At 75.6% G+C, this 25509-nt stretch carries 23 protein-coding genes; 14 read left to right on the top strand and 9 right to left on the bottom strand.

The window, feature by feature from the left end; genetic code table 11:
- Positions 1 to 77: 77 nt before the first annotated feature.
- Positions 78 to 1082: a M23 family metallopeptidase gene (locus J3P29_RS01290; RefSeq protein ID WP_210491183.1), complete on the bottom strand. Its 1005-nt coding sequence runs from the start codon at positions 1080 to 1082 to the stop codon at positions 78 to 80.
- Positions 1083 to 1375: 293 nt separating this feature from the next.
- Entirely contained in the window at positions 1376 to 1876 is a 501-nt protein-coding gene (locus J3P29_RS01285; protein ID WP_210491182.1) for a DUF4395 domain-containing protein, read from the bottom strand.
- A gap of 188 nt (positions 1877 to 2064) precedes the next feature.
- On the opposite strand from J3P29_RS01285, the gene J3P29_RS01280 reads away from it, so the two are divergent.
- Positions 2065 to 3204 (top strand): Zn-dependent alcohol dehydrogenase, encoded by a 1140-nt coding sequence (locus J3P29_RS01280; RefSeq protein ID WP_210491181.1) that lies wholly within the window; start codon positions 2065 to 2067, stop codon positions 3202 to 3204.
- A gap of 1 nt (position 3205) precedes the next feature.
- Here J3P29_RS01280 and J3P29_RS19570 read toward each other — a convergent pair whose 3' ends face one another.
- Complete coding sequence (locus J3P29_RS19570; RefSeq protein WP_246851392.1) at positions 3206 to 6130, bottom strand: DEAD/DEAH box helicase; 2925 nt, start codon at positions 6128 to 6130, stop codon at positions 3206 to 3208.
- 60 nt (positions 6131 to 6190) lie between these two features.
- On the opposite strand from J3P29_RS19570, the gene J3P29_RS01265 reads away from it, so the two are divergent.
- Together J3P29_RS01265 and J3P29_RS01260 are read left to right on the top strand one after the other, a co-directional pair.
- Entirely contained in the window at positions 6191 to 6622 is a 432-nt protein-coding gene (locus J3P29_RS01265; protein ID WP_210491180.1) for a hypothetical protein, read from the top strand.
- 54 nt (positions 6623 to 6676) lie between these two features.
- Positions 6677 to 7693, top strand: a complete 1017-nt coding sequence (locus J3P29_RS01260; protein ID WP_210491179.1) for an ABC transporter ATP-binding protein — start codon at positions 6677 to 6679, stop codon at positions 7691 to 7693.
- A 79-nt stretch (positions 7694 to 7772) separates the two neighbouring features.
- Here the strand turns inward: J3P29_RS01260 and J3P29_RS01255 are convergent, their stop codons facing one another.
- The gene (locus tag J3P29_RS01255; RefSeq protein WP_210491178.1) at positions 7773 to 9572 is read right to left on the bottom strand and encodes a hypothetical protein; all 1800 of its coding nucleotides are present in this window, start codon (positions 9570 to 9572) and stop codon (positions 7773 to 7775) included.
- 67 nt (positions 9573 to 9639) lie between these two features.
- Here J3P29_RS01255 and J3P29_RS01250 point away from each other — a divergent pair, with 67 nt between their 5' ends.
- On the top strand, positions 9640 to 10443 hold the full coding sequence (locus J3P29_RS01250; RefSeq protein WP_210491176.1) for an ABC transporter permease: 804 nt from the start codon (positions 9640 to 9642) through the stop codon (positions 10441 to 10443).
- A 218-nt stretch (positions 10444 to 10661) separates the two neighbouring features.
- Here the strand turns inward: J3P29_RS01250 and J3P29_RS01245 are convergent, their stop codons facing one another.
- The 4 genes from J3P29_RS01245 to J3P29_RS01230 all read right to left on the bottom strand — a co-directional run bounded on the left by J3P29_RS01245 (position 10662) and on the right by J3P29_RS01230 (position 14180).
- Positions 10662 to 11474, bottom strand: coding sequence for an MBL fold metallo-hydrolase (locus J3P29_RS01245; RefSeq protein WP_210491175.1), 813 nt, complete (start codon positions 11472 to 11474; stop codon positions 10662 to 10664).
- Positions 11475 to 11603: 129 nt separating this feature from the next.
- Entirely contained in the window at positions 11604 to 12293 is a 690-nt protein-coding gene (locus tag J3P29_RS01240; protein ID WP_210491174.1) for an HAD hydrolase-like protein, read from the bottom strand.
- 145 nt (positions 12294 to 12438) lie between these two features.
- Positions 12439 to 13206, bottom strand: coding sequence for an ABC transporter permease (locus J3P29_RS01235; protein WP_210491173.1), 768 nt, complete (start codon positions 13204 to 13206; stop codon positions 12439 to 12441).
- Positions 13203 to 14180: an ATP-binding cassette domain-containing protein gene (locus tag J3P29_RS01230; RefSeq protein WP_349239800.1), complete on the bottom strand. Its 978-nt coding sequence runs from the start codon at positions 14178 to 14180 to the stop codon at positions 13203 to 13205. Before J3P29_RS01230 ends, J3P29_RS01235 begins: the two co-directional genes overlap by 4 nt.
- A gap of 378 nt (positions 14181 to 14558) precedes the next feature.
- Here J3P29_RS01230 and sucC point away from each other — a divergent pair, with 378 nt between their 5' ends.
- From sucC to J3P29_RS01190, 8 genes are all read left to right on the top strand, one after another.
- Positions 14559 to 15707 (top strand): ADP-forming succinate--CoA ligase subunit beta, encoded by a 1149-nt coding sequence (gene sucC / locus J3P29_RS01225; RefSeq protein ID WP_210491170.1) that lies wholly within the window; start codon positions 14559 to 14561, stop codon positions 15705 to 15707.
- Complete coding sequence (gene sucD / locus J3P29_RS01220) at positions 15707 to 16588, top strand: succinate--CoA ligase subunit alpha (protein ID WP_210491169.1); 882 nt, start codon at positions 15707 to 15709, stop codon at positions 16586 to 16588. Before sucC ends, sucD begins: the two co-directional genes overlap by 1 nt.
- Positions 16589 to 16835: 247 nt before the next feature.
- Positions 16836 to 17090: a hypothetical protein gene (locus tag J3P29_RS01215; protein WP_210491168.1), complete on the top strand. Its 255-nt coding sequence runs from the start codon at positions 16836 to 16838 to the stop codon at positions 17088 to 17090.
- Positions 17087 to 19543, top strand: coding sequence for a heavy metal translocating P-type ATPase (locus tag J3P29_RS01210; RefSeq protein WP_210491167.1), 2457 nt, complete (start codon positions 17087 to 17089; stop codon positions 19541 to 19543). The genes J3P29_RS01215 and J3P29_RS01210 overlap by 4 nt, the downstream gene beginning before the upstream one ends.
- Positions 19544 to 20366: 823 nt before the next feature.
- Positions 20367 to 20831 carry a 6,7-dimethyl-8-ribityllumazine synthase gene (locus tag J3P29_RS01205; protein WP_210491166.1) on the top strand — a complete coding sequence of 155 codons (465 nt, stop codon included), beginning with the start codon at positions 20367 to 20369 and terminating at the stop codon, positions 20829 to 20831.
- A 128-nt stretch (positions 20832 to 20959) separates the two neighbouring features.
- Positions 20960 to 21154: a hypothetical protein gene (locus J3P29_RS01200; RefSeq protein ID WP_210491165.1), complete on the top strand. Its 195-nt coding sequence runs from the start codon at positions 20960 to 20962 to the stop codon at positions 21152 to 21154.
- A 40-nt stretch (positions 21155 to 21194) separates the two neighbouring features.
- Positions 21195 to 22307 carry a PLP-dependent aminotransferase family protein gene (locus J3P29_RS01195; RefSeq protein ID WP_210491163.1) on the top strand — a complete coding sequence of 371 codons (1113 nt, stop codon included), beginning with the start codon at positions 21195 to 21197 and terminating at the stop codon, positions 22305 to 22307.
- 280 nt (positions 22308 to 22587) lie between these two features.
- Positions 22588 to 23004, top strand: coding sequence for a DoxX family protein (locus tag J3P29_RS01190; RefSeq protein ID WP_210491162.1), 417 nt, complete (start codon positions 22588 to 22590; stop codon positions 23002 to 23004).
- A 254-nt stretch (positions 23005 to 23258) separates the two neighbouring features.
- Here the strand turns inward: J3P29_RS01190 and J3P29_RS01185 are convergent, their stop codons facing one another.
- Complete coding sequence (locus tag J3P29_RS01185) at positions 23259 to 23969, bottom strand: metal-dependent transcriptional regulator (RefSeq protein ID WP_210491161.1); 711 nt, start codon at positions 23967 to 23969, stop codon at positions 23259 to 23261.
- Between the two features lie 79 nt (positions 23970 to 24048).
- Here J3P29_RS01185 and J3P29_RS01180 point away from each other — a divergent pair, with 79 nt between their 5' ends.
- Entirely contained in the window at positions 24049 to 24267 is a 219-nt protein-coding gene (locus tag J3P29_RS01180) for a hypothetical protein (protein WP_210491160.1), read from the top strand.
- A 56-nt stretch (positions 24268 to 24323) separates the two neighbouring features.
- Positions 24324 to 25493 carry an NAD(P)H-dependent glycerol-3-phosphate dehydrogenase gene (locus J3P29_RS01175; RefSeq protein ID WP_210491159.1) on the top strand — a complete coding sequence of 390 codons (1170 nt, stop codon included), beginning with the start codon at positions 24324 to 24326 and terminating at the stop codon, positions 25491 to 25493.
- The last annotated feature ends 16 nt before the right edge of the window (positions 25494 to 25509 follow it).

Below are 25509 nucleotides of genomic sequence, written 5' to 3'. Positions count from 1 at the left end.
CGGCCCGGGGGACGCGCGGCGCAGGTGCCGTCAGGCGACCGCCGCTCCTCCCGAGCGGCGGTCGCCTCACGGCACGCTCACCCGGTGCACGTGTTCGGCAGGCGCTCGAGCAGCGGCAGCGGATCGACGGCCTTGTCGCGGTTCTGGCCCCACGGGATCGGCCGCATCTCGAAGTGCAGGTGCGGGTCGTAGTCGCCGCCCGACTTGCCGGCGTTGGCGACCTGCTGACCGGCCACGACGCGGGTGCCGGGCTGCACGAGGATCGAGCCGGGCTTCAGGTGCAGGTAGCCGTAGGCGGTGCCGTCGTCGCCGTTGAAGACGACGGTCCAGCCGCCGCCGGCGGCGTCGTAGAACACCTGGTCGACGGTCGCGGCCGTCACCGCGACGACGGGCGGGTAGCCGTCGAACGTGCCGATGTCCTGGCCGTTGTGCTGGCGTCCGCCGTCGCGGCCGGCGTGGAAGCGCTGCGCTTGGAGGGAGCGGAAGTTGCAGGCGCCCTGGACCGGGAAGACGTACTGCCCGGGGGCGGCAGCGGTCGGCGCGGCGGCCGGCGCGGTGGCGGCCTTCGCCGGCGCCGGGGCGGTGACGCGCAGCGTGCGGGCGCGGGCGCGGTCCTCGTGACCGGTGACGTCGCGGACGATGAGCCGCAGGCGGTACGCCCCGGGGCGCTTGGCCAGGCGCGAGGTCACGGCGGTGGAGACGTCGACGCCGGAGCGGACGACGCCGAGGGACTGGCGGGTGACGACGCGGCTCGTGGAGCGGTCCTCGACCCGGACCTGCACGCGCGCGACGGTGCGTTTGGCGGCGTTCAGGCGGACGGAGATCCTGGGGGCGGCGGTGCCGGTCGTCCAGGTGCTGGACGAGAGGACGTAGCGACCGACGCTCGCGCGGACGCGGGCGGGGACGTCGGGGATCTCGGCGGGGACGGGCGGCGTGCCGTTCGGGTTGACCGCGGCGGCCGCCTTCGCGGCGTCGCTCCCGGCGAGGCCGCCGGTGCGGCTCGAGGCCGCGACGGGCGCCGGTGCCTCCGTTGCTGGCTCGGCAGCGGAGGCACCGACGCTCGCGGCGCACGACAGGGTCACGGCGGCAAGAAGGACCGCTGTCGTCTTCACGGCCGTCGGCGCGGTGCGCGCTGCGGCTCGTGGTGGGGTTGCCCGCGACATGGCTCGAGGAGCGTGCCGCGTCCGGGCCCCTTCGCCGGCCCGCGTGCAGGTTCGGTGCAGGTTCCGGCCCCCGGTCGCCGCCGGAGGCTGCAGGTTCGGTGCAGGTTCCGGCGATCCTGCACGCGTTCGCCCGCGCCGGCGCCGCCGCCGCGGGCCCGGACGCCGCGCCGGCGGACGGGCGGCGCGATCGCCGCCGGGCGGCGGGCCGGCCCTCAGGGCCCGGCGGCGGGCCGCGGCGTGCGGGACCAGATGTCGTTGCACGCCTCGCACGTCTCCGGCGGGATCACGCCCGCGCGCATGAGCAGCGCGAAGATGCGGCACCCCACGCACAGGCCGAGCGCGGCCTCGAGCGTCGCGAAGACGACCAGGATCCCGAGCAGGACGGTCGCGGCGGCGTCCCAGCGCAGGGCGAGGGCGAAGACGGCGGCGAGCGTCGTCACGCCCGCCCCGATGGCCTGGGCGAAGCGCTTCGGCGGGCCGGGGGTCGGGCGCTTCGGCCCCAGGCGCGGCGCGACGACGTCCTGCGCCAGGCGCCCGAGCGGGCTGAACGTCGGCCCCGCGAGCGTGCGCGCGACGAAGCCATACGCCAGGACGGCGGCGATCCACAGCCACCCGGTCAGGACCGCGAGCAGCGCGAGGACGGCGACCACCGCGGCGACCGTGCGGGCGGCCTTCTCGTTCACCGGATTCGGAAAGCGGAAAACCCGATCCATCTTTCGGATTCTACCCCCGCGGACGCTCGCCGCCGGCACGCATGAGCCGCCCCTCGCCAAAACGTTTCGCCCCCTGCCGCCACCGCCACCCCCGCCGGGCGGCCCGTCCGCGCCCGCCGGCCGTCCTCGCCGCCCGGCCGGCCGGTAGCGTCGCGCCCGTAGATCCCTGCGAACGCCCCCGGAGCGCCATGTCCACGACCCCCAGCCCCGCCACGATCCGCGCCGCCGTCCTCGACGACCCGTCGGGCCGCCCGACCGTCGTCGACGTCGAGCTCGCCGCCCCGCGCGCGGGCGAGGTCGAGGTGCGCGTCGTCACCGCCGGCGTCTGCGGGTCCGACCTGCACGTCGTCAAGGGCGAGTGGGACGTCCCGACCCCCGTGGTCCTGGGGCACGAGGGCGCCGGCGTCGTCACCGCCGTCGGCGAGGGCGTCACGTCGCTGCAGCCCGGCGACCACGTCGTCCTCTCCTGGGTGCCGCAGTGCGGCCGCTGCCGCCAGTGCCTCGCCGGCCGGCCGTGGCAGTGCGAGCTGACCGCCGAGGTCGTCGCGCCCAACGGCGTGCTGTTCGACGGCACGAGCCGCCTGTCGCGCGAGGGGCAGGGCCTGCACCACTACCTGGGCGTCTCGTCGTTCTCGGAGCGCGTCGTCGTCCCCGAGTCCGGCGCGATCAAGATCCGCCAGGACGCGCCGCTCGACCTGGTGGCGATCATCGGCTGCGCGGTCGCCACCGGCGTCGGCGCGGTCCGCAACACGGCGCAGGTCGAGGAGGGCGCCACCGTCGCCGTCATCGGCTGCGGCGGGGTCGGCCTGTCGTGCGTGCAGGGCGCCCGCCTGGCGAAGGCGGCGCGGATCGTCGCGGTCGACGTCAACGCCGACAAGCTCGCGGTCGCGCGCAAGCTCGGCGCGACCGACGTGGTCGACGCGAGCGCCGGCGATCCGGTCGCGCAGCTCAAGGAGACGGTGCCCGAGGGCCTGGACTACGTCTTCGACGCCATCGGCAAGATCGCCACGACCGAGCAGGCCATCGCGGCGCTCGGCCTGGGCGGCGCCGCCGTCGTCGTGGGCCTGCCGCCCGCGGGCGAGAAGGCGTCCTTCGACCCGCTCGCGCTCGCCGAGGCGAACCAGCGCATCCTCGGCTCGAACTACGGCTCGATCGACGCGCAGCGCGACGTGCCCGAGCTCGTCGACCTGTTCATGGCCGGCGAGCTGGACCTGGAGACGATGATCTCGGGCCGCCGGCCGCTCGCCGAGGCCGCCGAGGCGCTCGACGACCTGGCCGCCGGCCGCGCGCTGCGCACGCTGCTCGTCTGCAGCGACGAGGACGCCTGAGTCACTCCGCGGGCCGGAGGCGCTCGAGCAGCTCGAGCGCCCCGGCCTTGTGCAGCGGCTCGTTGAGGTTGCCGCACTTCGGCGACTGCACGCAGGAGGGGCAGCCGGCGTCGCACGGGCACTCCGCGATCAGGCGGCGCGCGTCGGCCGACCAGTCCTCGAAGCGCCGGTAGGCCTCGCGGGCGATGCCGACGCCGCCGACGTGGCCCTCGTAGACGATGATCGCCGGCCCCGACGTCTGCGGGTGCAGGTTCGTGGAGAGCCCGCCGACGTCCCAGCGGTCGCACATCGCCAGCAGCGGCAGCACGGCGATCTGCGCGTGCTCGGTGGCGTGCAGCGCGCCGAGGACGTGCTCGGTCGGGAACGGGGTCAGGCGCGCGTGGGCGGGGGCGAGACCGCCGGCCGGGAGGTCCGACCCGGGCACCCCGCCGCCGTGGACGAGGGCGCCCGGCTCGTACCAGACGGCCTCGGTCTCGAAGGAGACGGACGGCAGGTCGATCGTCCGCAGGTCGATGACCTCGCCCGAGCCCTGCTTGCGCCGCTGGTAGCCCAGCACCGTGTCCGTGACGGTCACGCGGCCGTAGGAGAGCCGCATCGGCCCCGCCGCCGTCTCGACCTCGCGCTGGTCGAGCAGGCGGTCGAAGAGCACCTCGATCTCGCGCTTGGGCTCCGTCCACCAGGTGCCGTGGAACGGCTCGACCACCGCGTAGCCGGCGTCGAGGTCGAGCTGGTCCACCTGGTACCGCTGCCCCAGGTGCAGGTACACGGCGCCCTCGTGGACGGTCGACGGCGCCTTGTCGTGCTCGACGTGCCCGATCTCCTCGCCCGTCGTGCCGTCGACGATGACCACGCGGCGGCTCGACGCGCTGCGCAGGGGGATCTCGCCCGCGGGGAACCCGTCGCCGTCGACCGGGCGGAACGCGCCGCCGCGCTCGCGCAGCAGCCCGTGGCGGGCCAGCTCCTCGGCGTGCGCGCGCCAGCGGGGGCCCAGGGACGACGCATCGCGGTCGTCCAGCGGCGCCTCGTGCGCGGCGCACAGCAGGTGGGGCAGGTGGATCGACTCGTTCTCGTGCCGCAGGATCGCGGCCTCGACGGGGCGGTCCAGGAACTCGTCGGGGTGGCGGCAGAAGTACTGGTCCAGCGCGTCCTCGCCCGCGATGTAGACGGCCAGCCCCTTGCCGCGCCGGCCGGCGCGGCCCCACATCTGCCGCAGCGACGCGACCGTCCCGGGGAAGGTGACGACGACGCACGCGTCGAGCTGCCCGATGTCGATGCCCAGCTCGAGCGCCGTGGTGGTGACGACCACGCGCACCTGCCCGTCGACGAGCTGCCGCTCCAGCTCGTGGCGCTGCCCGGTCGTGTAGCCGGCGCGGTAGCCGATGACGGCGCGCGCCAGGTCGGCGCGGCCGCGCTCCTCCAGCTCTTCCTGCGTGGCGGTGGCGACGACCTCGACGCCCTTGCGGGAGCGGATGAAGCAGATCGTCCGCACGCCCTGCTCGGCCAGGTCGGCGAGCATCTCGGCGGCCTCGGTCAGGGCGGACTTGCGGACGCGGCCGGCGATGAGTTCTGCGGCGTCGAGCAGCTCGACGTCGGGATTCGACCCGCCCGAGTCCGGAGCGTCGACGGGGCCGAACGAGTCGTCCGCCGTGCCGTCGTGGTCGGCCTCGAGCGCGGAGGCCGCCGGGTCGCCGCCGGGGTGGACGCTCGCGAGGGGGCCGGCGTGGTTGAGGTCGAGCGGGCCGTGGGGGGCGGCCGGGCCGGCGGGGGCGTCGAGGCCGGGGGGCTCCCCGGCGGGCGCCCCCTCGCCGCTCCCCGCGCGGTGCCCGCCGGCGAGGGCCGCGGGCGTGTCGTCGTCCCGCCCGTCCACCCGGGGGAGCGCCGCGTTCTCCGCGCGCACCCGGGCGGCGACGGCGTGCGCGTCGTCGTCCTCCTCGAACAGGGGCGGGTTCCACATCGCGATCTGGCGCGCGGTGCCGGGCGAGCCGTCGTCGTCGATCAGCGCGACGTCCTCCAGGCCCGTGAGCGCCTCCACGTGCTCGACCGGGTTGGCGATCGTGGCCGACGCGAGGAGGAAGCGCGGGCCGGGCACGGCGACGGCGCCCGACGAGGCACGCGCGTCGGGTTCCGCGGCGGCGACGGCGCCGGTCGCGGGCGCGGAGGCGACGGGCGGCTCCCCGTTCGCCGCCCGCCGCGCCGGCGCCGCGGCGCCCGCGACCACCCGGGTGCCGCGCCGCGCCGGCATCGCCAGCCCGGCGGCCGCCGCGGCGCGCCCGGCCCCGGGCGCCGCCTGGTGGCGCTCCGCCAACCGCCGCAGCCGCCGCAGGACGTTCGCGACGTGCGAGCCGAAGACGCCGCGGTAGACGTGCGCCTCGTCGACGACCACCACGCGCAGGCGCGCGAGGAAGTCGGCCCACAGGTCGGGCCGCGGCAGGATCCCGACGTGGAGCATGTCGGGGTTCGTCAGCACGACGTTCGCGCGCTGGCGCACGTCCTTGCGCGCCTCGCGCGGCGTGTCGCCGTCGTAGATCGCCACGCGCAGCTCGCGCGACAGTCCGAAGCTCTGCAGCGACCGCGCCTGGTCCTGCGCCAGCGCCTTCGTGGGGTAGAGGAAGAGCGCGCGGGCGCGCGGCTCGCGCAGCAGCGCGTCGATCGCGGGCAGCTGGAAGGCGAGCGACTTGCCCGACGCGGTCGGCGTGGTGACGACGAACGGCTGCGTGCGGGGCAACGCCACGGCGTCCGCCTGGTGCCGGTACAGCTCGTGGATGCCCCGGTGCGCGAGCGCGTCCCGCAGCCGCGGGTGCAGGTCGCCGGGGATCGGCGCGGTGCGCGGCGGCCGTGCCCCTTCGAACGCCTCGCGCACGAGCCGCTCGTCCTCGCGGCCCGCCTCGAGCGTCGGCCGCCATGGGTCGGTGGCGTGCATCGCCATGGCCTCCGATGATGCCGAACGCACGTTCGCGGGGCGGCGGGACGCGCGTATCCTCGCCCGATGCGTGCCACCGACAGCGTCGTGCTCCTCCACGACGGGCCCCGGCTGTGGCTCGTCCCCGAGGACGACGGGACGATGCGGGCGTTCCGGCGGCCGCTGCCGGACGACTTCCGCCTGGACGACCCGACCTACGACTGGGAGGACGTCTTCACGTTCCTGCCCGAGGAGATCCTGATCCCGGTGCGCGGGTGCGCGACGATCGCGCTGGTGCCGGCGTCGTCCACGGGCCGTCCCGCGCGCGTCTTCGCGTTCGAGGCGAAGCTGCCGGACGAGCTGCCGCCGGCGGACGGACCGCTCGGGCCGCTCGTCGAGGCGCGGCTGGGACGCACGCGGGAGTACGCGCAGGAGGGTCGCGTGGCCGACCCGGAGACCCTCGTCGCGCTCTACGCCGTCGCCTTCGAGCGGCTGAAGCGCGGCGGGCGGGGCCGGTAGCGCGGGGCGGCGGGCGCGGGATCGCGACGCCGCCGCGCGGCGTAGGCTGCGCGCGTGGCCGCTCCCGCGTCGTCCCCGTCCTCCGCGATCGGCGCGCCGCCGCCCGCCGCGGCCGACGCCATCGTCGTCGAGGGCCTGCGGAAGCGCTACGGCGGGGCGGACGGGCCCGAGGCCGTCAAGGGCATCGACTTCGCGGTGCGGCAGGGCGAGATCTTCGGCCTGCTCGGCCCGAACGGCGCCGGCAAGACGACGACGATCGGCGTCATCACCACGCGCGTCAAGCCGACGGGCGGCCGCGTGCTCGTCGACGGCCTGGACGTGACGCGGGACGAGGTCGCGGTGAAGCTGCGCCTGGCCGTCGTGCCTCAGCGCTCCAACCTGGACCGCAGCCTGTCCGCGCTCGAGAACCTGACCTTCCACGCGGCGTACTTCGGCTTCGGCCGGCGCGAGCGGCGGGAGCGCGCGCTCGAGCTGATGGAGCGCGTCGGCCTGAAGGGGCGCGAGGACGACCGCGTCGACAAGTACTCCGGCGGCATGGCGCAGCGGCTGATGATCGCCCGCGCGCTCATGCACCGGCCGCAGATCCTGATCCTCGACGAGCCGACGACCGGACTGGACCCGCAGTCCCGCCTGTTCCTGTGGGACACGATGCGCGAGCTGCGCGAGCAGGGCACCACGCTCATCCTGACGACGCACGACATGGCCGAGGCCGACCAGCTGTGCGACCGCATCGCGATCGTCGACCACGGCGAGGTCATCGCCCTCGACACGCCGCGCGGCCTGCGCCGGCTGCTGCCGTCCGAGCAGGGCCTGGAGGTCGTCGTCGCGCCGCGCGAGGGGGCCGGACGGACCGACGCGACGACGGCGCTCGACGGCGCGCCCGGCGCCGAGCGGACGGTGGTCGTCGGCACCGTCGACGACCGCACGACGCTGCGCGTCTACGGCACGGCGGACCCGGCCGACCTCGTCGCGCGCCTGGCCGCCCGCGGCCTGGAGCTGATCGAGCTGCGGCGCCTGGAGGGGTCGCTCGAGGACGTCTTCGTGCACCTGACGGGCCGCGAGCTGCGGTAGGGGCGGATCGCGGCCCGTCAGTGGGCCGCGAGCTGCGGTAGGGCCGGATCGCGGCCCGTCCCGGCGGCGCCGACGTGCCCTAGTCGTCCCCGGCCGGGTCCCGCACGCGGCGCGCGGCGCGCCACAGCACGCCGCCGAGCAGGAGCGGCCAGACGACGACGGTGACCGCCAGCGCGGCGCCCTCGTCCAGCGCGTCGTCGCTGAGCAACGCGCCGAGCAGCATCAAACCCGCGAAGGCGAACGCGGCCCCGGCCGCCCACGCGAGCGGCTCGTGGCGCAGCGGGATCGCCCGGCGACGGGCGACGGCGCGGCCGAGCGCGGCGTTGAGTCGCTGCACGCCGCCGGCGTCCTCGCGGCGGCGGGTGGTGACCAACCCGGCGTCGTCGGCGACCGTCCACCAGTCCTGCACCGCGGCGTGCACGTCCTCGCCGGCGTCGACCGGGCGCCACGCGAGGGTGCGCACCTGCAGCCGGCCGCGCGGCTCGTCGTCGGGCGCGGGCCGGACGTGGACGAGCTCCAGGCGCTCCTGCCCGGCGCGGCGCCCGTGCAGGACGAGCAGCCGTCCGGCGGGGCCGGGCACCCCGCCCTCGAGCCGGGTGTGGGGCGTGCGGGCGGCCTCGCGCACCGACTCCAGCAGCGCGCGGCCCGGCCTACGGCGTGCGCCCCGACGCAGGCGGCCCACCACGAGCGCGGCCACGCCGAACGCGACCCACGCGACGACGCGCTGGCTGCCGGGATCCTCGGCGGTGTCGATGCTGCCGAGCGCGACGATCCACGTGCCGGCGGCGAGCCCGGCCAGGGTCAGCAGGCCCACGCGCCGGCCGGGCGTGAACGCGGGCGGCTGGTCCTGGCGCCGGATCCGGTCGGCGGGCCACTCCGCCGGCTTGTCGGCGCGCGGGCGCGCGGGGTCGACGGCCAGGCGCTCCAGCGCGGCGGCGTTCCACAGGTACGGGCGGGCGCGGACGAGCCGCGCGGCCATCTCCGCGCGGCCACGGTCCGTGAGCGGCGCGGGATCCCAGCCCGGCGCGACCGGCTCGCGCGGATCGACCGCCGGCAGGCGCCGGCGCGCTTCGCGCACGAGCGCGCGGGACGTCCTCGAGCGCGACGCGGGCGGCCCGGCGACCGCGACGGCAGGCGGCGCGGCCGCTCGGCCGGTCGCGAGCGCGCGGGCCGCGTCGGCGCGCAGGGCGACCGCGCTCAGCGCGACGACGGCGTCCTCGGCGCCGATCGCCGCGTCGCCGGGCACGCGCTCCTCGGCGAGCGTGCGGACCTCGAGCAGCGCGGGGTCCTCCGGGTCCGCGCGCAGCCACAGGAGGGAGACGCGCAGCGCGCCCGGCTCGGGCACCACCGCGACGGCGGCCCGGGCGCCCGGGTCGTCCTGCGCCGGGACGCCCGCCGCGACCGCCGCCCGCCGGCGCGCCGCCACGCCGCGCCGCACCAGGCGCACGCCGCGCGGCACGGCGGCGTACGCGGCGGCCGCGAGCACCAGGCACGCGGCCGCCAGGCCGGTGCCGGCCTCGACGCCCTCGTCCCCGGGGTCGCGCAGGCGGTCCGAGATCGCGCCCAGGACGGGCTCGAGCACCGGGCGGAGCGCCACGGCGAGCATCGCGGTGGCGAGCGCCGCGCCGACGAGGACGAGCAGCCGGCCGAGGATCGCCGCCCGCGCGCCACGCACCCCGGCGGGCGCCACGGCGACGCCCAGCTCCCACACCTCGGACGGCGACAGGCTGACGTGCCCGTCGAGCTCCTCGCGCGGGATGGCGCGCGGCGTCGCGTCGGCGATCCGGCGCCGCAGCTCGGCGGCGCCCTCGGCGGTGAGCGGGTCGAACGGCGCGGAGGCGCTCACGTCCCCGGCGGCCGCCTCGGGCGCGGACGTCATGGGGCGCGACCCTAGCGCCGGCCGCGCTCGGGCAGCGCCGGCCGGCCGGTCGCGTAGGCTGCCCGCCGTGTCCGCCACGCCCGTCCCCGCCGCGCACGGCACCCGCCGCCGCGCGTTCCTCGCGATCCTCGGCCGCGACCTGTGGGTGACGTTCCGGCACGAGCCCGTCGCGTTCCTGGCGCAGGCGCTGCTGCAGCCGCTGTTCTTCCTGTTCGTCTTCGGCCGGGTGCTGCCCGAGATCGGCGCCGCGCAGGGCTCCTACGGATCCGCGCTGCTGCCGGGCGTGATGGCGATGACCGCCGTCACCGTCTCGCTGCAGAACATGGCGCTGCCGCTCGTCATCGACTTCTCGTTCACGAAGGAGATCGAGGACCGGCTGCTCGCCCCGCTGCCCGTCTGGGGCGTGGCGGTGGAGAAGCTGATCCACGCGGCGCTGCGCGGGATCGTGGCCGCCGCGGTGCTGCTGCCGTTGGGCGAGGTCGTGCTGCCGGGCGGCGTCCACCTGGGCGACACGTCGCCGCTGGCCCTGGTCGGCGTCATCGTCGGCGGCGCGCTCGCGGGCGGCACGCTCGGGCTGGTCCTGGGCACGGCGGTGCCGCCGCACCGCATCAACATCGTCTTCGCGGTCGTCCTGACGCCGCTGCTGTTCACCGGCGCGACGTTTTACCCGTGGGCCGCGCTCGACAGCCTGCGCTGGTTCCAGATCGTCACGCTCGTCAACCCGCTGACCTACGTGTCGGAGGGCTCCCGCGCCGCGTTCGGCGCGCCCGAGCACCTGGCGTCGTGGGCCATCGCGCTGGGCATGGTGGCGAGCATCGCGGTGTTCGGCGCCTTCGGGCTGCTGGGGTTCCGGCGCCGCGCGGTGGACTGAGGACGGCGAAGCTGGCCGCGATCAGGCCGGGGGGAAGCGCCGCGGCGACGAGATCGAGTTCGCGATAAGGCCGCTATCTCCGGCCGTATCGCGCACTCGATCCCCCGCCCGGGCACGGACCCCGCAGACGCCCCGAAGGCCGTGGCCCCGGGACCGACCGCGCCGTGCCCGACAGGCGCGTGCGCGACAGGCGCCGAGCGCGACAGCCGCGCCGCCCCTCAGTCCCCCGCCGCGGCCTGGTTCTTCGCGTGCAGCGCCTTCTGCGTCGCCCCGGACCGGGCGATCGGCAGGGCGTAGCGGTCGACGTAGGCGACGTCCTCGCGCCAGATCGCCGCGGCGCGGGCGCCGTCGATCGGGCCGCCGTGGCCCGGGATCACCCAGTCGGCCTGGTCGACGAGCGGCTTGAGGACGTCGAGCGTGGCGCGGTACTGGGTGCGGGAGCCCTCGTGGTCGTGCCACGTGGGGATCTCGACCGGCGACAGGTAGTCGCCGCAGATCAGCGTGCGCGCCCAGGGCACCCAGACCGCCATGCCGTCGGCGGTGTGGCCGGGCGCGGGGTGCAGCTCCAGCTCCTGGTCGGCGGCGCCGGACGCGTCGCCGCCCGCCAGCCCGATCTTGCCCGGGACCGGGAGCGCCTGCAGCTCGCCGAGCTTCAGCCCGCCCTGCCGCTGGACGTAGTGCTCGCCGTCGAACTCGCGCAGCGCGCGGACGGCCTCGCCGGAGTGGCCCGACAGCCGGGCGGCGGTCGTCTCGGCGACGCCCAGCGCCGCCTCGGGGAAGGCGAAGCGCCCCAGCAGGTGGTCCCAGTCGCCGTGCGTGGCGAGCAGCCCCTGCACCGCGAAGCCGGCCTGGCCGGCGACCTGCGCCGTCAGCTCGAGCTCGTCGGGGTAGACCGGCGAGTCGACCAGGAACGCCTCGCGCGGGCCCTGCTGCTCGCCCTCGCCGGCGGGGGCGCGGACGATGGCCGCCGTCGTCTGCCAGACGCGGGAGACGACGACGAGGACGTCCGGATGGACGGCGAGAGCGCGCATGGGGACAGCATTCCATCCCTCCGCGCCCGCCCGCCGGGAGACGGGCGTCGGGGCGCGGGCGCCGGGTGGGCGCCGTCGGGCCGCCGGTCCGCGGCCGCCGGGACCGCGTCGCCCGCCGACGGCGGCCGGCTACTTCAGGCCGAGCTCGCGGACCGCGTCGAGCAGCGTGCGGACCTCGACCGTCGGCGCCTTCGCCTTCGGCTCGAGGGCCTCGCCGTGGCGGTTGACCCAGATGACCGGGATCTTCGCCTTGATGCAGGGCGCGACGTCGGAGTGGTAGCCCGACGCGATGTGCACCCAGTTCTTCTTCGAGCCGTAGCGGCGGGAGATCTCGGTGAAGTGCGCGGTGTCCGGCTTGTAGGAGCGGACCTGCTGCGCGGTGACGACGAGGTCGAAGTCGTGCTGGATGTGGCGGCGGGTCAGGCCGAGCAGCTTGTCGTCGATGTTCGAGACGAGGCCCGTCTTGAACTCCTTGCCGAGCTTGCGCAGCTGCGGCATCGTCTCGCGGAACGGGCGCCAGCGCTCGACGGAGTCGGGCAGGAAGTTGGCCCGCGCGGGCTCCTGGCGCAGGTCGTCCCAGCCCAGGTCGGCGGCGACCTCGCGGGCCGTGCGGCGCAGCACCTCGGCGTACAGCTCGTACGACCCGGCGGCGACCTCGCGGTGCTTCTCGTGGAACAGGTTGAGGAGGCGGTCCTTCTCGAACGTGAACCCGTCCTTGCCGGCCTCGCGGGTGAACGCGTCGACGATCCCCGCCTCCCAGTCGATCAACGTGCCGTACACGTCCATGGTCACGAAGTCGATCTGCTTGGGAAGCGGCATCCCCTCCATTATGCCGTGTCGACGCGGCGGGACGCTTTCTGGTAGGACGCGCCCGCCCCCGGTACGGCCCCGCGCGACGGCCGCTCCCGGCGTCCGCCGTCGGTCGCGGAGCCCCGGCGCGGCCGCCCGCGCCGGCCGCGCCGGATCAGCCGGTGAGCGAGCGGTAGCGGCGCAGCGCCAGGAACGCGGCGACGACCGCGATGCCCACCGCCCACAGCACCGACGTCCACACGTCGCTGTTGGCGGGCGCCCCCAGGAACAGGTGGCGCGTGGCGTCCGCGAACGACGTGAAGGGGTTCGCCTCGGCGAACTGCCGCAGCCCGTTCGGCATCGACGCGGGCGGGACGAAGATGCCCGACGCGAAGGTCAGCGGGAAGAGCACCGTGAAGCCGATCGCGTTGGCGGACTCGGCGGATCCGCCGACGAGGCCGATGAGCGCGAAGACCCACGAGAACGCGAAGCCGATCATCAGCAGCAGGAGGATCCCCGCCACCACGCGGCCCACGTCGGTGCCGAAGGAGAAGCCGACGATCAGCCCGACGCCGATGAGCACGACGAGCTGCAGGGCGTTGAGGGCCAGGTCGGCGACCGCGCGGCCCGAGATGACCGCGATCCGCGACATCGGCAGCGACCGGAAGCGGTCGATGAGCCCCTTCTTCATGTCCTCCGCGATCGCGAGCGCGGTGACGAACCCGCCGAACGCGATGGACTGGACGATGATGCCCGGCATCAGGAAGTCGACGTAGTCGTAGCCCGGCGTCTGGATCGCGCCGCCGAAGACGTAGCGGAACAGCAGCACGAACATCACCGGCTGGATCGTGTAGCCGATGAGCAGGTCCGGCGAGCGCGGGATCCGGCGCAGCTGGCGCATGGCCAGCACGAGGGTGTCCGAGAGCGTCCAGCGCAGGCTCATGCGTGCTCCACGGGGTCGGCGGCGTCGTCGTCCGCGGGGGCGCGGCCGGTCAGGGTGAGGAAGACGTCGTCGAGCGTCGGCCGGCGCACCGTGGCGTCGCGGATGCCGATCACGGCGGCGTCGAGCGCCCGGACCGCTGCGACGATCCCGCCCGCGCCGGGCCGCAGCGGCAGGCGCAGCACGCCGTCGTCGCCGAGCGTCGCCTCGGCGCTCGCCTCCGTCAGCGGCGCGAGCGCGACGCGGGTGCGCTCCACGTCCGCGGGATCCTCGAGCACGATCTCGAGCCGCTCCCCGCCGACGCGGGTCTTCAGCTCGTCCGACGTGCCCTCGGCGATGACCTGCCCGTGGTCGATCACCGCGATGCGGTCCGCGAGCCGGTCGGCCTCGTCCAGGTACTGCGTCGTCAGCAGCACCGTGGTGCCGTCCGCCACGCGCGACTCGATCGTCTCCCACAGCGCGATGCGGCTGCGGGGGTCCAGTCCCGTCGTCGGCTCGTCGAGGAAGAGCACCGGCGGGCGGACCACGAGCGCGGCCGCCAGGTCCAGGCGCCGGCGCATGCCGCCCGAGTACGTGTTCGCCACGCGGTCGCCGGCGTCCGTCAGCCCGAACTCCTCGAGCAGCTCCTTGGCCCGGGTGCGCGCCTGCGCCGGGCTGAGCCGGTAGAGCCGGCCGACCATCTGCAGGTTCTCGCTGCCCGTGAGGAACTCGTCGACGGCGGCGTACTGGCCGGCGAGGCCGATCTTGGCGCGCAGGGCCTGCGCGTCGCGCACGACGTCGAGCCCCGCGACGCGGGCGGAGCCGGCGTCGGGCGCCATCAGCGTCGTGAGGATGCGGACGGACGTCGTCTTGCCGGCGCCGTTGGGGCCGAGGACGCCCAGGACGGACCCCTCGGGGGCGCGCAGGTCCACGCCGGCGAGGGCGCGGACGTCGCCGAAGGTCTTCTCGAGGCCGACGGCCTCGATGGCGAGATCCACGCTCATCGGCCGGGCACACTACATGGCGCGGCGGCGCTCGTCACGGCGAGGTTTGCACCGTTTTTGCGGCCATTTCCGGCCACGCGGTGACGGATCGCGCATTCCGCCCCGCCCCGCCGGGCGCGCGCGTCCGGGGACGACCCCGCGACCATCGAAGCGGACCCGGCGTCCCGCTCCGTCGCCGGCCGCCCGCGACGCCGCGCCCCGGCGTACACGCGCCTCGGGAGCCAGGTGCGTATCGTCCCGCCAGGGACGCCGGTCCGTGCCTCCACGAGCGCGCGGACGGGCTGATCTCCCCATAGGTGCGACCCGTCCTGCCGGCGCCTCCCGGGGCCGCTCGCTCGTCGCGCGCTTCCCAAACGACACAGGAACCGCCACATGGACCTGCTCGAGTACCAAGGCAAGCAGCTGTTCGGAAAGCACGGCCTCGAGGTGTCTGACGGCAAGGCCGTCACGACCGTCGACGACGCCGTCGCCGCCGCGAACGAGATCGGCTACCCCGTCGTCGTCAAGGCCCAGGTCTTGATGGGCGGCCGCGGCAAGGCCGGCGGCGTGAAGCTGGCGTCGAACGAGGAGGAGGCGCGCGAGCACGCGACCAACATCCTCGGCCTCGACATCAAGGGCCACATCACGCGCACGCTCTGGATCGAGCACGCCTCCGACATCGCGACGGAGTACTACGCCTCGGTGCTGCTGGACCGCTCGGCGAAGAAGCCGCTCGTCATGTTCTCCACGGAGGGCGGCGTCGAGATCGAGACGGTCGCCGAGGAGAACCCGGAGAAGCTCATCCGCGAGCACGTCGACCCGCTCGTCGGGCTGACGAAGGAGCAGGCGCTCGACATCGCCACGAAGGGCGGCGCCGACGAGGACGTCCGCGAGGGCGTCGCCGACGCGCTCGTCGCGCTCTACGAGGTCTGGATCGAGGAGGACGCCTCCCTCGCCGAGATCAACCCGCTGATCGTCACGCCCGACCGCAAGGTCAAGGCGCTCGACGCGAAGGTCTCGCTCGACGGCAACGCCGCGTTCCGCCACCCGGACCACGCCGAGCTGGGCGACAAGGCCAACCTGGACCCGATCGAGGTCAAGGCCGCCGAGGAGGGCGTCGTCTACGTCAAGCTCGACGGCGACATCGGCATCCTCGGCAACGGCGCCGGCCTGGTCATGTCGACCCTGGACGTCGTCGCGCAGGCCGGCGGCTCGCCCGCCAACTTCCTGGACGCCGGCGGCGGATCCGACGCCGCGAAGGTGAAGCAGGCCGTCGAGATCATCCTCTCGAACGAGAACGTCAAGGCCGTCCTCTTCAACATCTTCGGCGGCATCACCCGCTGCGACGAGGTCGCCAACGGCCTGGTCGCCGCGTTCGCCGACCTGAAGCCGCAGGTCCCGTTCGTCGTCCGCCTGGACGGCACGAACGACGTCCAGGGTCGCGAGATCCTCGAGAAGGCCGCGCTCCCGAACGTGCAGACGGCGAAGACGATGAACGAGGCGGCCGAGAAGGTCGTCGCGGCGGCGAAGGGGAACCGCTGATGTCGATCCTGGTCACCGAGAACACCAAGCTCGCCGTCGCCGGCATCACCGGCCGCGAGGGCCGCTTCCACACGCTGAACAACAAGGCCTACGGCACGAACGTCGTCGGCGGCGTGAACCCGAAGAAGGCCGGTCAGGACGTCGAGGGCATCCCGGTCTTCGGCGACTGGGAGACGACGGTCAAGGAGTCGGGCGCCAACACGGCGATGATCTTCGTGCCGCCGCCCTTCGCGGCGCAGTCGGCGCTCGAGGCCGCCCAGGCCGGCGTCGAGCTCGTGATCATCATCACCGAGGGCATCCCCGCCCACGACGAGCTCAAGCTCTACAACACGGTCAAGCGCGACCACCCGAACACGGTCGTCGTCGGCCCGAACTGCCCCGGCATCCTGTCGCCGGGCAAGGCGAACGTCGGCATCATCCCGGCGTCGTTCTTCAAGCCGGGCAACGTCGGCGTCGTCTCGCGCTCCGGCACGCTGACCTACCAGATCGGCAACGAGCTGGCCCAGGCCGGCTTCGGCAACTCCTCGATCGTCGGCATCGGCGGCGACCCGGTCCCGGGCTCGTCCTTCGTCGACATCATCGAGCGGTTCGAGCAGGACCCCGAGACCGAGCTCATCGTCCTGTCGGGCGAGATCGGCGGCTCGGCCGAGGAGGAGGCCGCCGAGTACATCGCGCAGCACGTGACCAAGCCGGTCGTCGGCTACATCGCGGGCTTCACGGCGCCCGAGGGCAAGCAGATGGGCCACGCCGGCGCGATCGTGTCCGGCTCGGCCGGCACCGCGGCGGCGAAGGCCGAGGCGCTCGAGTCGAAGGGCGTGCGCGTCGGCCGCACCCCGACGCAGGTCGCCGAGATCGCGATCGAGATCCTGAAGAAGGGCTGATCGCCCGCCGGCCGGTCCGCCCGGACCGGCCACCGGCCCGCCGCGGCGGGCGCAGCAGGACCCGCACGGGGCGCCCTTGGGCGCCCCGTCGTGCGTTCGGCGGCGGTCCGGCGGTCCGGCGGGCGGCCTCGGAGCCAAGGCGGCCTCGCGACGGTGCGGCCCCTCGACCCGCGGTCACGGTACCCCCCTGGGGTATGCTACGGTCGAGCCAGGATACCCGTGAGGGGTACCCTCGACGGAGACCGCGATGCCCGCCACCGAACCCCCTGCCCCGATGTCCCGCCGCGAGCTCGGCGTGCCCGCCCGTCTGGTCGCCTTCGCCGCCGCGCTGCTGCTGGCGTTCGGCGTCGGACTGGGCGCCGGCGCGCTCGTCGGCCCGGACGACGCCGGGGGCGAGTCCCACGACGGGCACCCGCCCGCGCACCGCCCCACGAGCGACGCCCGCGGCGACGCCGTGCGCGGATCCGTCCCGGCCACGACCGACCCGGAGGCCGCCCGATGAGCACGACCGCGCCCGACCCCGACCTGGAGCGCCTGGAGCTGCCCGTCGAGGGCATGACCTGCGCGTCCTGCGCCAACCGCATCGAGCGCAAGCTGAACAAGCTCGACGGCGTGCAGGCCACCGTGAACTACGCGACGGAGAAGGCCGCCGTCCGCTTCGACCCGGCCGCCGTCACCCCGCAGGACCTGCTCGCCACGGTCGAGGCCGCCGGGTACCACGCGACCCTCCCGGCGCCGCGCCCGGCGGCCGCGCCGGCCGGGGTGGGCGCGGGCTCCGCCGCCGCTCCGGCGGACGCGGCGCCCACGGACGCCGACGCGACGGCCGTCCCGGACGCGCCGCAGGACCGCCACGCCGCGGACCTGCGGCGGCGGCTCGTCGGCTCGGCCGCGCTGTCGGTCCCGCTCCTGCTGATCTCGATGGTCCCGGCGCTGCAGTTTGAGCACTGGCAGTGGCTCGCGCTGCAGCTCGCGACGCCGGTGGTCTTCTGGGCCGGCTGGCCGTTCCACCGCGCGGCGTGGGTCAACCTGCGCCACGGCGCCGCGACGATGGACACGCTGGTGTCCGTCGGCACGCTCGCCGCGTGGGGCTGGAGCGTCGTCGCGCTGTTCTTCCTCGGCGCGGGCGACCCCGGCATGACGATGGGCTTCGAGCTCGTCCTCGACCGCCGCGCCGCGGCGGACCACATCTACCTGGAGGCCGCGGGCGTCGTGACGACGCTGCTGCTGGCCGGGCGCTACTTCGAGGCGCGGGCCAAGCGCCGCGCCGGCGCCGCCCTGCGTGCGCTGCTCGAGCTCGGCGCGAAGGAGGCGACGGTCCTGGAGTCGGACGGCACCGAGCGCCGCGTGGCGATCGACGCCCTGGCGGTCGGCGACCGCTTCGTCGTCCGCCCCGGCGAGCGCGTCGCCACGGACGGCACCGTCGTCGACGGCCGGTCGGCGGTCGACGAGTCGCTGCTGACCGGCGAGTCCGTGCCCGTCGAGAAGGGGTCGGGCGACGTCGTCGTCGGCGCGAGCGTCAACGCCGGCGGGCGCCTGGTCGTCGAGGCCACGAAGGTCGGCGCCGACACCGCGCTCGCGCAGATCGCCCGGCTGGTCGAGGACGCGCAGACGGGGAAGGCGCCGGTGCAGCGGCTGGCGGACCGGATCTCGGGCGTCTTCGTCCCCATCGTGCTGGTGCTCGCGGCCGCGACGCTCGGCTTCTGGCTCGGCAGCGGGTCGAGCGCGACGTTCTCGTTCAGCGCCGCCGTCGCGGTCCTGATCATCGCCTGCCCGTGCGCCCTCGGCCTGGCCACCCCGACCGCGCTGCTCGTCGGCACGGGCCGCGGCGCGCAGCTCGGCCTGCTCATCAAGGGGCCCGAGATCCTGGAGTCCACGCGCCGCGTCGACACGATCGTGCTCGACAAGACCGGGACGGTCACGACCGGCCGGATGCGGCTGACGGAGGTGGTGCCCGCCGCCGGCGAGGACCGCGACGAGGTGCTGCGGGTGGCCGGCGCGCTCGAAGCGGCGTCCGAGCACCCGGTGGCGCGGGCGATCGCCGGCGCGGCCCAGGGGGCCGACGGGGCCGGGGGCGCGGGTGCGGGGTCGCTCTCGGATCCGGACGGCACCGTGTCCTCCGGCGCCGGAGCCGCGCGGCGCGCGGTGGCCGAGGACGCTGCGGCCGCGGCTGGCGGGTCGCGGCCGTCGGTCCTGCCCGTCCCCGAGGGCTTCCGCAACCGCGAGGGCCTGGGCGTCGAGGGCGTCGTCGAGGGCCGCGCCGTCGTAGCGGGCCGTCCGGCGCTGCTGGAGGAGTGGGCGATGCCGCTGACCGCCGAATTGCAGGCGGCGCTCGAGGCCGCGCAGGCGGAGGGCCGCACCGCGATCGCCGTCGGCTGGGACGGCCGGGTGCGCGGGCTGCTCGTCGTGGCGGACACGCCGAAGGAGACGAGCGCCGCCGCGGTCGCCGAGCTGCGCGCCCTCGGACTGCGCCCGATCCTCCTGACCGGCGACAACGCGCGCACCGCGGAGGCGGTGGCCGGTCAGGTGGGGATCGACGAGACGATCGCCGACGTGCTGCCGGCCGAGAAGGCCGACGTCGTGCGGCGCCTGCAGGCCGAGGGCCGCGTCGTCGCGATGGTCGGCGACGGGGTGAACGACGCGCCCGCGCTCGCGCAGGCCGACCTGGGCCTGGCGATCGGCACCGGGACGGACGTGGCGATCGAGGCGTCCGACCTGACCCTCGTCTCGGGCGACCTGCGCGGCGCCGCCGACGCGATCCGCCTGTCGCGCCGGACCCTGGCGATCATCCGCAGCAACCTGTTCTGGGCCTTCGCCTACAACGTCGTCCTGATCCCGGTGGCGGTCGCGGGCCTGCTCAACCCGCTCTTCGCCGGCGCGGCGATGGCGCTCTCGAGCGTGTTCGTGGTGACGAACTCGCTCCGGCTGCGGTCCTTCCGGCCGCGCCGCGGGGCGTAGGGGGCGAGGCGGCGGGCGGCCGCCGGGACGCGGCGGGAGTTGCCGGCGGCCCCCGGGAGGCCGCGGCCGCGGGCGGCGGGCGGCGGGCGGCGGGAGGCCGCGGGCGGCGGGCGGCGGGCGGCGGGACGCGGCGGGCGGTGCGGGTGGGCGGGTCGTGTGCCGGATCGCCATCGCCCTGGGTGGGTGATCCGGAACGCGGTCGCGGTGGCGGGCGCGGGCGCGATGCGTCCCGGATCGCCTCCCTCCCACCCACGTGATCCGGAGCAGGACCATGGCGGTGCGGGTGGGCGGATCGTGTGCCGGATCGCCATCGTCCTGGGTGGGTGATCCGGAACGCGGTCGCGGTGGCGGGCGCGGGCGCGATGCGTCCCGGATCGCCTCGCTCCCACCCACGTGATCCGGAGCAGGCCCGTGGCGGTGCGGGTGGGCGGGTCGTGTGCCGGATCGCAACCGCCCTGGGTGGGTGATCCGGGACACGATCGCCGTGGCGGACGCGGGCACGATCCGCTCCGGATCGCCTCCCTCCCACCCACGTGATCCGGAGCACGTCGCCGCCCGCGCGCGGCCGGCGACGCCGCGCCCCTCCCGCCTTGGGAGGCGCCGCGCCCGCCTACCGCGTCGCGCCCCACGGCCTCCGTCGTGCCGCCGGCCCGCACACCGCCCCTCCACGCCGCCTCTCCCCGGTCCGCCGCCCCGCGCAACCGCACCCCGCCACCCCGCCGCCCGCCCCCGGCTGCTCCACCCCGCCGCCGCCCCGCCCCGCCCCCCGGGCCTCCCCCGACCACCGACCGCCGACCGCACCGGTCGGGGTACCGTTGCGGCCATGAGCACGGAGAGCCCGAAGCCGATCGCGTTCGTCCAGGCGTCCTGGCACAAGGACATCGTCGACCAGGCGCGGGCCGGCTTCGTCGCCGAGATCGGCGAGCGGGGCGTCGACGAGGAGCAGATCGAGGTCTTCGAGGTGCCCGGCGCGTTCGAGATCCCGCTCCACGCCAAGCGGCTCGCCGAGACCGGGCGCTACGCGGCGATCGTCGCCGCCGGCCTGGTCGTCGACGGCGGCATCTACCGCCACGACTTCGTCGCCACCGCGGTCATCGACGGGCTGATGCGCGTGCAGCTCGACACCGGCGTCCCCGTCTTCTCGGTCGTCCTGACCCCGCACCACTTCCACGAGCACGCCGACCACCACGACTACTTCCACGCGCACTTCGTGGTGAAGGGCGAGCAGGCCGCCCGCGCGGCGGTCGAGACGCTCGAGTCGCTCGAGCGCGTCGACGCCCTGGCCTAGGCGCGGCCGACCCGAGGCGTGGCGGCCCCGCGGCGACGTCCGTCGGGGCCGACGCTCCCGAGCCGTCGGAGCGGGGCCCTCCGCCGCGACGCGCCCGGATCCGCCGGGGCGGCTCGTAGCATGCCCCTGTGCCCGGTTCGCTGGACTTCGCGGGGATGCTCGCGGCCCTCGAGGGTCGTCGCGCCCCCGCCCCGCGTCACCCGCTCGACGACCTCGCCGAGGTCGCGGCCGTCGCCCAGCAGCACCTGAGCGGCTTCCTCGCTCCTCGGCCCGACGCGCCGAAGCAGCCGGTCGCCCCGCGCGGCCGCCGCCCCGGCCGCTGACGGCCGGACGCCCACGCGAATCGCGGTCTAGGCTTCGGCCATGGCCGACTCCATCTCGTTCTCCCGCGGAGCCCCGTCCGCCGACATCGTCGACATCGAGGGGCTGAAGCAGGCCGCCGTCCGGGCCTTCGAGAACGATCCGGCCGGTGTCGCCGGCTACGGCACCGCGGTGGGCTACGTGCCGCTGCGCCGCCACATCGCCGCGAAGCACGGCGTGCCGGAGGACCACGTCCTGGTGACGAACGGCTCGATGCAGGCCGACGCCTTCCTCTTCGACGAGGTCGTCGAGCGCGGCGACACGGTGGTCGTCGAGCGCCCGACGTACGACCGCACGCTCCTCGGGCTGACCGAGCGCGGCGCCGACGTGCACCTGATCGGGCTGCAGGAGGACGGCATCGACGTCGATGAGCTCGAGGCGGCGCTGAAGAACGGCCTGCGGCCGAAGCTCGCGCACGTCATCCCCAACTTCCAGAACCCGGGCGGCTCGACGCTGTCCCTGGAGAAGCGCCGGCGTCTGCTCGCGCTGGCCGCCGAGCACGACTTCCTGATCTTCGAGGACGACCCGTACGTCGACGTGCGGTTCTCCGGCGAGCCCCTGCCGCGGATGCTCGAGCTGGACGCGCCGGGCGAGTCGAACACGCCGACGAACGTCGTCTACGCCTGCTCGTTCTCGAAGACGGTCTGCCCGGGCGTGCGCGTCGGCTACCTCGTCGGCAACCCGCAGCTCATCGCCCGGATCCAGCGCCGCGCGACGAACACGTACATCTCGCCGAGCCAGGTCTCCCAGGCGATCGTGCACGAGTTCGTGTCCGGCGACCGCTACGAGGCGGCCCTGGAGAACGTCAAGCGCGCCCTCGGCGAGCGCGCCGACACGCTCGCCGCCGCCCTGCGCGAGCACCTGCCGCAGGCGACGTTCGTCAAGCCCGAGGGCGGCTACTTCCTGTGGGTGTCGCTGCCCGAGGGCGAGGGCCACGACTGCGCCCGCATCGCCGAGGAGGCCGCCGCGCGCGGCGTCCAGATCGTCAAGGGCACCGACTTCCTGGTCGAGGGCGGCGAGAACGCCTTCCGCCTGGCGTACTCCGCGGTGACCGCCGACCGCATCGACGAGGGCGTCCGCCGCCTGGCCGAGGCCGTCGAGGCCGCGAAGGCCTGACCCGGCCGCCCCGCGGGACGCCCCGCGCCCGACGCCCGCGCGCCCCGGCGCCGCCTCGCCCCTTCGGGCGGGCCGGTGCCGGGGCGCTTCGTCGTTCGGGGGAAGCGCGGTGGGGCCACCGTCCGTTCCGGTGGTGCCCCGGCGGCCGCCCCGGCCGCCCGCCGGCCCTTGCCGGGCGCAGTCACGGCGGCCATAAAGCGGACCGTAGTCCACTTGCTCCGGCAAGGAGTGCTACAGTGATTGCAGAGGCAACAACCTACCCCCTTCGCAGAGGCATCTCATGGACATCGTCTTCCTCGTCGCCCGCGTACTGCTCGCGGTGATCTTCCTGCTGTCGGCCGTCGGCCACCTGACCCAGAGCAAGGGCATGGCGCAGTACGCCGCCAGCAAGGGCGTCCCGGCCGCCGAGGCCGGCGTCATCGCGTCCGGCCTGGTCTTCCTGCTCGGCGGTCTCTCGATCCTGCTCGGGATCTGGACCGACCTGGGCGCCCTCGCCATCGCGCTGACGCTCATCCCGGTCACCTTCATGATGCACCCGCACTGGAAGGAGACGGACGCGCAGGCCAAGCAGGGCGAGCAGATCCACTTCAACAAGAACCTGGCCCTCATCGGCGGCCTGCTGCTGCTCTTCTACGTGACGAACCAGCTGCAGGACATCCCCGTCGGCATCACGGGCCCGCTGTTCGACCGCTGGTAGTCCCGGGCCGGCGACGGCCGGCCCCGCAGGACCGAGGACCCCGATCGCGCCTGCGGTCGGGGTCCTCGTGGCGCAGGACGCACCGCGCTGCCGGTGCCCGCTCGCGGCGCCGGCCTCAGGCCTCGGCCCAGCCCGATATGCGCGCGGCGCATCGGTGATGACACGCGCGCATATCGCCCCGCGGAGCGACCGTGACCCGGACGCGCCCGACCGCTCCGCGGCCGCCGGCCCGCGCCGGCGGCCGCCCCCCGTCCCTAGCGCCCGAAGACCTGCTGGTCCAGGATCACCGTCGCCGGCAGCCCGACGCGCTCGGGCGGCGAGGGGTCCGCCTTCACGGACACGGTCTCGGCGGCGCTGACGGTGAGGGCGTGCGCGACGCCGTCGACGTCCTCGAACGTCACGCGCTCGTCGTCGCTGGCGGTGACGGTGCCCTCCAGGCCCGGCTTCACCCCGGCGCCGTACAGGTAGTGCAGGACCTCCTCCGCCTCGTTCTCGAAGCGCAGGACGCGGATCTTCGCGCCCACCTCGACGTCGGCGAGCGGCGCGCCCGGGATCCGCTGGCCGACCGCGATCGGGTGGCCGTGCGGGCAGGTCTTCGCGTCGCCGATCGCGGCGCGCATCCCCTCCTCGATCGCCGGGCTCATGGCGTGCTCCATGCGCTCGGCCTCCTCGTGCACCTCGTGCCACGGGATGCCGAGCACGTCGGTGAGGAAGCGCTCGACCAGGCGGTGGCGGCTGACGACGCTCTCCGCGACGGCCAGGCCCTTGTCGGTGAACGAGATCTTCTTGCGCTCGTCGCGCGCGATCAGGCCGTCCGCCTCGAGGCGCTTGACCATCTCGTGGACGGTCGGCGCCGAGAGCAGCATCGCCCGCGAGACGTTGGCGGCGGTCAGCGGGAGCTGGACCTCGTGCAGCCAGTAGAGCGTCTCGAGGTACTCCTCCTCGCCGGCGGTCGGGTGAGCCATGGGGCCATCGTACCCTCGGGACGCCGCGCCGCCCCGAGGATGGCGCGCCCCCGCCCGGCGACGGCGGTACGCTGCCTTCGTGCCTTCTCGTGGACCCGCGTCGCCGGGCGGACTCACCCTGATGGACGTCGTCAAGATCGCCCTCGTCCTGGTGGCGATCGTCGTCGTGATCCGCGTCTTCGCGGCGATCGTCGGCGCGGTGCTGAGCGTCGTCGGCACCATCCTGGTCGGCGTCGCGGTGCTCGTGGCCCTGTGGGTGGTCTGGAGCCTCGTGTTCGGCGGCAAGCGGGACCGCTGATCCTCGGCGGCGCCGCCCGCGTACCCGGCGACGGGTCCGCGGGTATTCCCTCTGAGATGACGGACCGCCCCCGCCCCGCCGCCGCTCCCGCGCGCGGCGTCAACCTGCCCAATCCGCTGGGCCGGCGCGCCGTCGTGATCGGCGCCGGGTCGTTCGGCACCGCGGTGGCGGTGCTCCTGGCGCGCGGCGGCTTCCGCACGACGCTGCAGACGCGGACGATCGAGCAGGCGGAGCTGCTGCGCGAGCAGGGCGAGAACGCGCGCTACCTGGCCGGCGTCGAGCTGCCGCCCAATCTGCGGATCGACTCGATCGAGACCGGCCCCGGCAAGGCGGAGTTCGTCTTCCTCGGCGTGCCGTCGGCGCAGCTCGGCGAGGTCGTGGCGCGGCTCGAGGCGCAGGGCCTGGACCGCCGCACGAAGATCGTCTCGCTGTGCAAGGGCCTCGTCCCGCCCCTCGGCGTGCCCCCCACGGTGCTGCTGGCCGAGCGCTTCGGGCAGGAGCGGGTCGCGTGCGTCGGCGGCCCCGCGCACGCCCGCGAGATGGTCACCCACGGCGCGGGCCTCGTCGCGTCGTCGACGTCGGAGGAGCTGGCCGCGACGATCGCCGCGGTGTTCCTGCGCGCGGGGGTCGTCTGCGAGCACACGGACGACCCGGTCGGCGTCGAGCTGGCCGGCGCCGCGAAGAACGCCGCCGCCCTCGCCGCCGGCGCCACCGAGGGGCAGGGCCTGAACGCGGCCGGCGCCGCGGCGGGGCACATCTTCGCCGAGGTCTGGCGGCTGGCCGAGAAGCTCGGCGCCCAGCCGGCCACCTTCATCGGCCTGGCCGGCACGGGCGACCTGGTCGCGACGGCCCTGGCCCCGCAGAGCCGCAACCGCCGCGCCGGCGAGCTGCTGGCCGCCGGGGTGGCGCGCGACGAGATCCCCGGGCGCGTCGGGCAGGCCGTCGAGGCGTTCGAGTCCGTGCCGCTGCTTGCCGCTGCGCTCGAGCGCAACGGCATCGCCGCCCCCGTGACGAGCGGTCTCGTCGGCCTCATCCAGGGCTCGATGCCGCTCGACGAGTGGGTGGCCCTGGTGCGCACGACCGTCCCGCCGCCCGCGAAGTGGCGCGGCGCGCGCCGCGACGGCGAGCCGGGTCCGCTGCGCCGCTGGTGGCGGCGGATGGTCGCCGCCCTCAAGGGCCCCGCGGAGCCCGCGCCCGCGGCTCTCGAGCCCGCCGACGCCGACTGAGGGCGTCCGTCCCCCG

The sequence above is a fragment of the Patulibacter sp. SYSU D01012 genome (assembly GCF_017916475.1).
GTDB lineage: Bacteria > Actinomycetota > Thermoleophilia > Solirubrobacterales > Solirubrobacteraceae > Patulibacter.
Note: the sequence above shows the minus strand (reverse complement) of the source record. Positions and strands in the feature narration are given on the sequence as shown.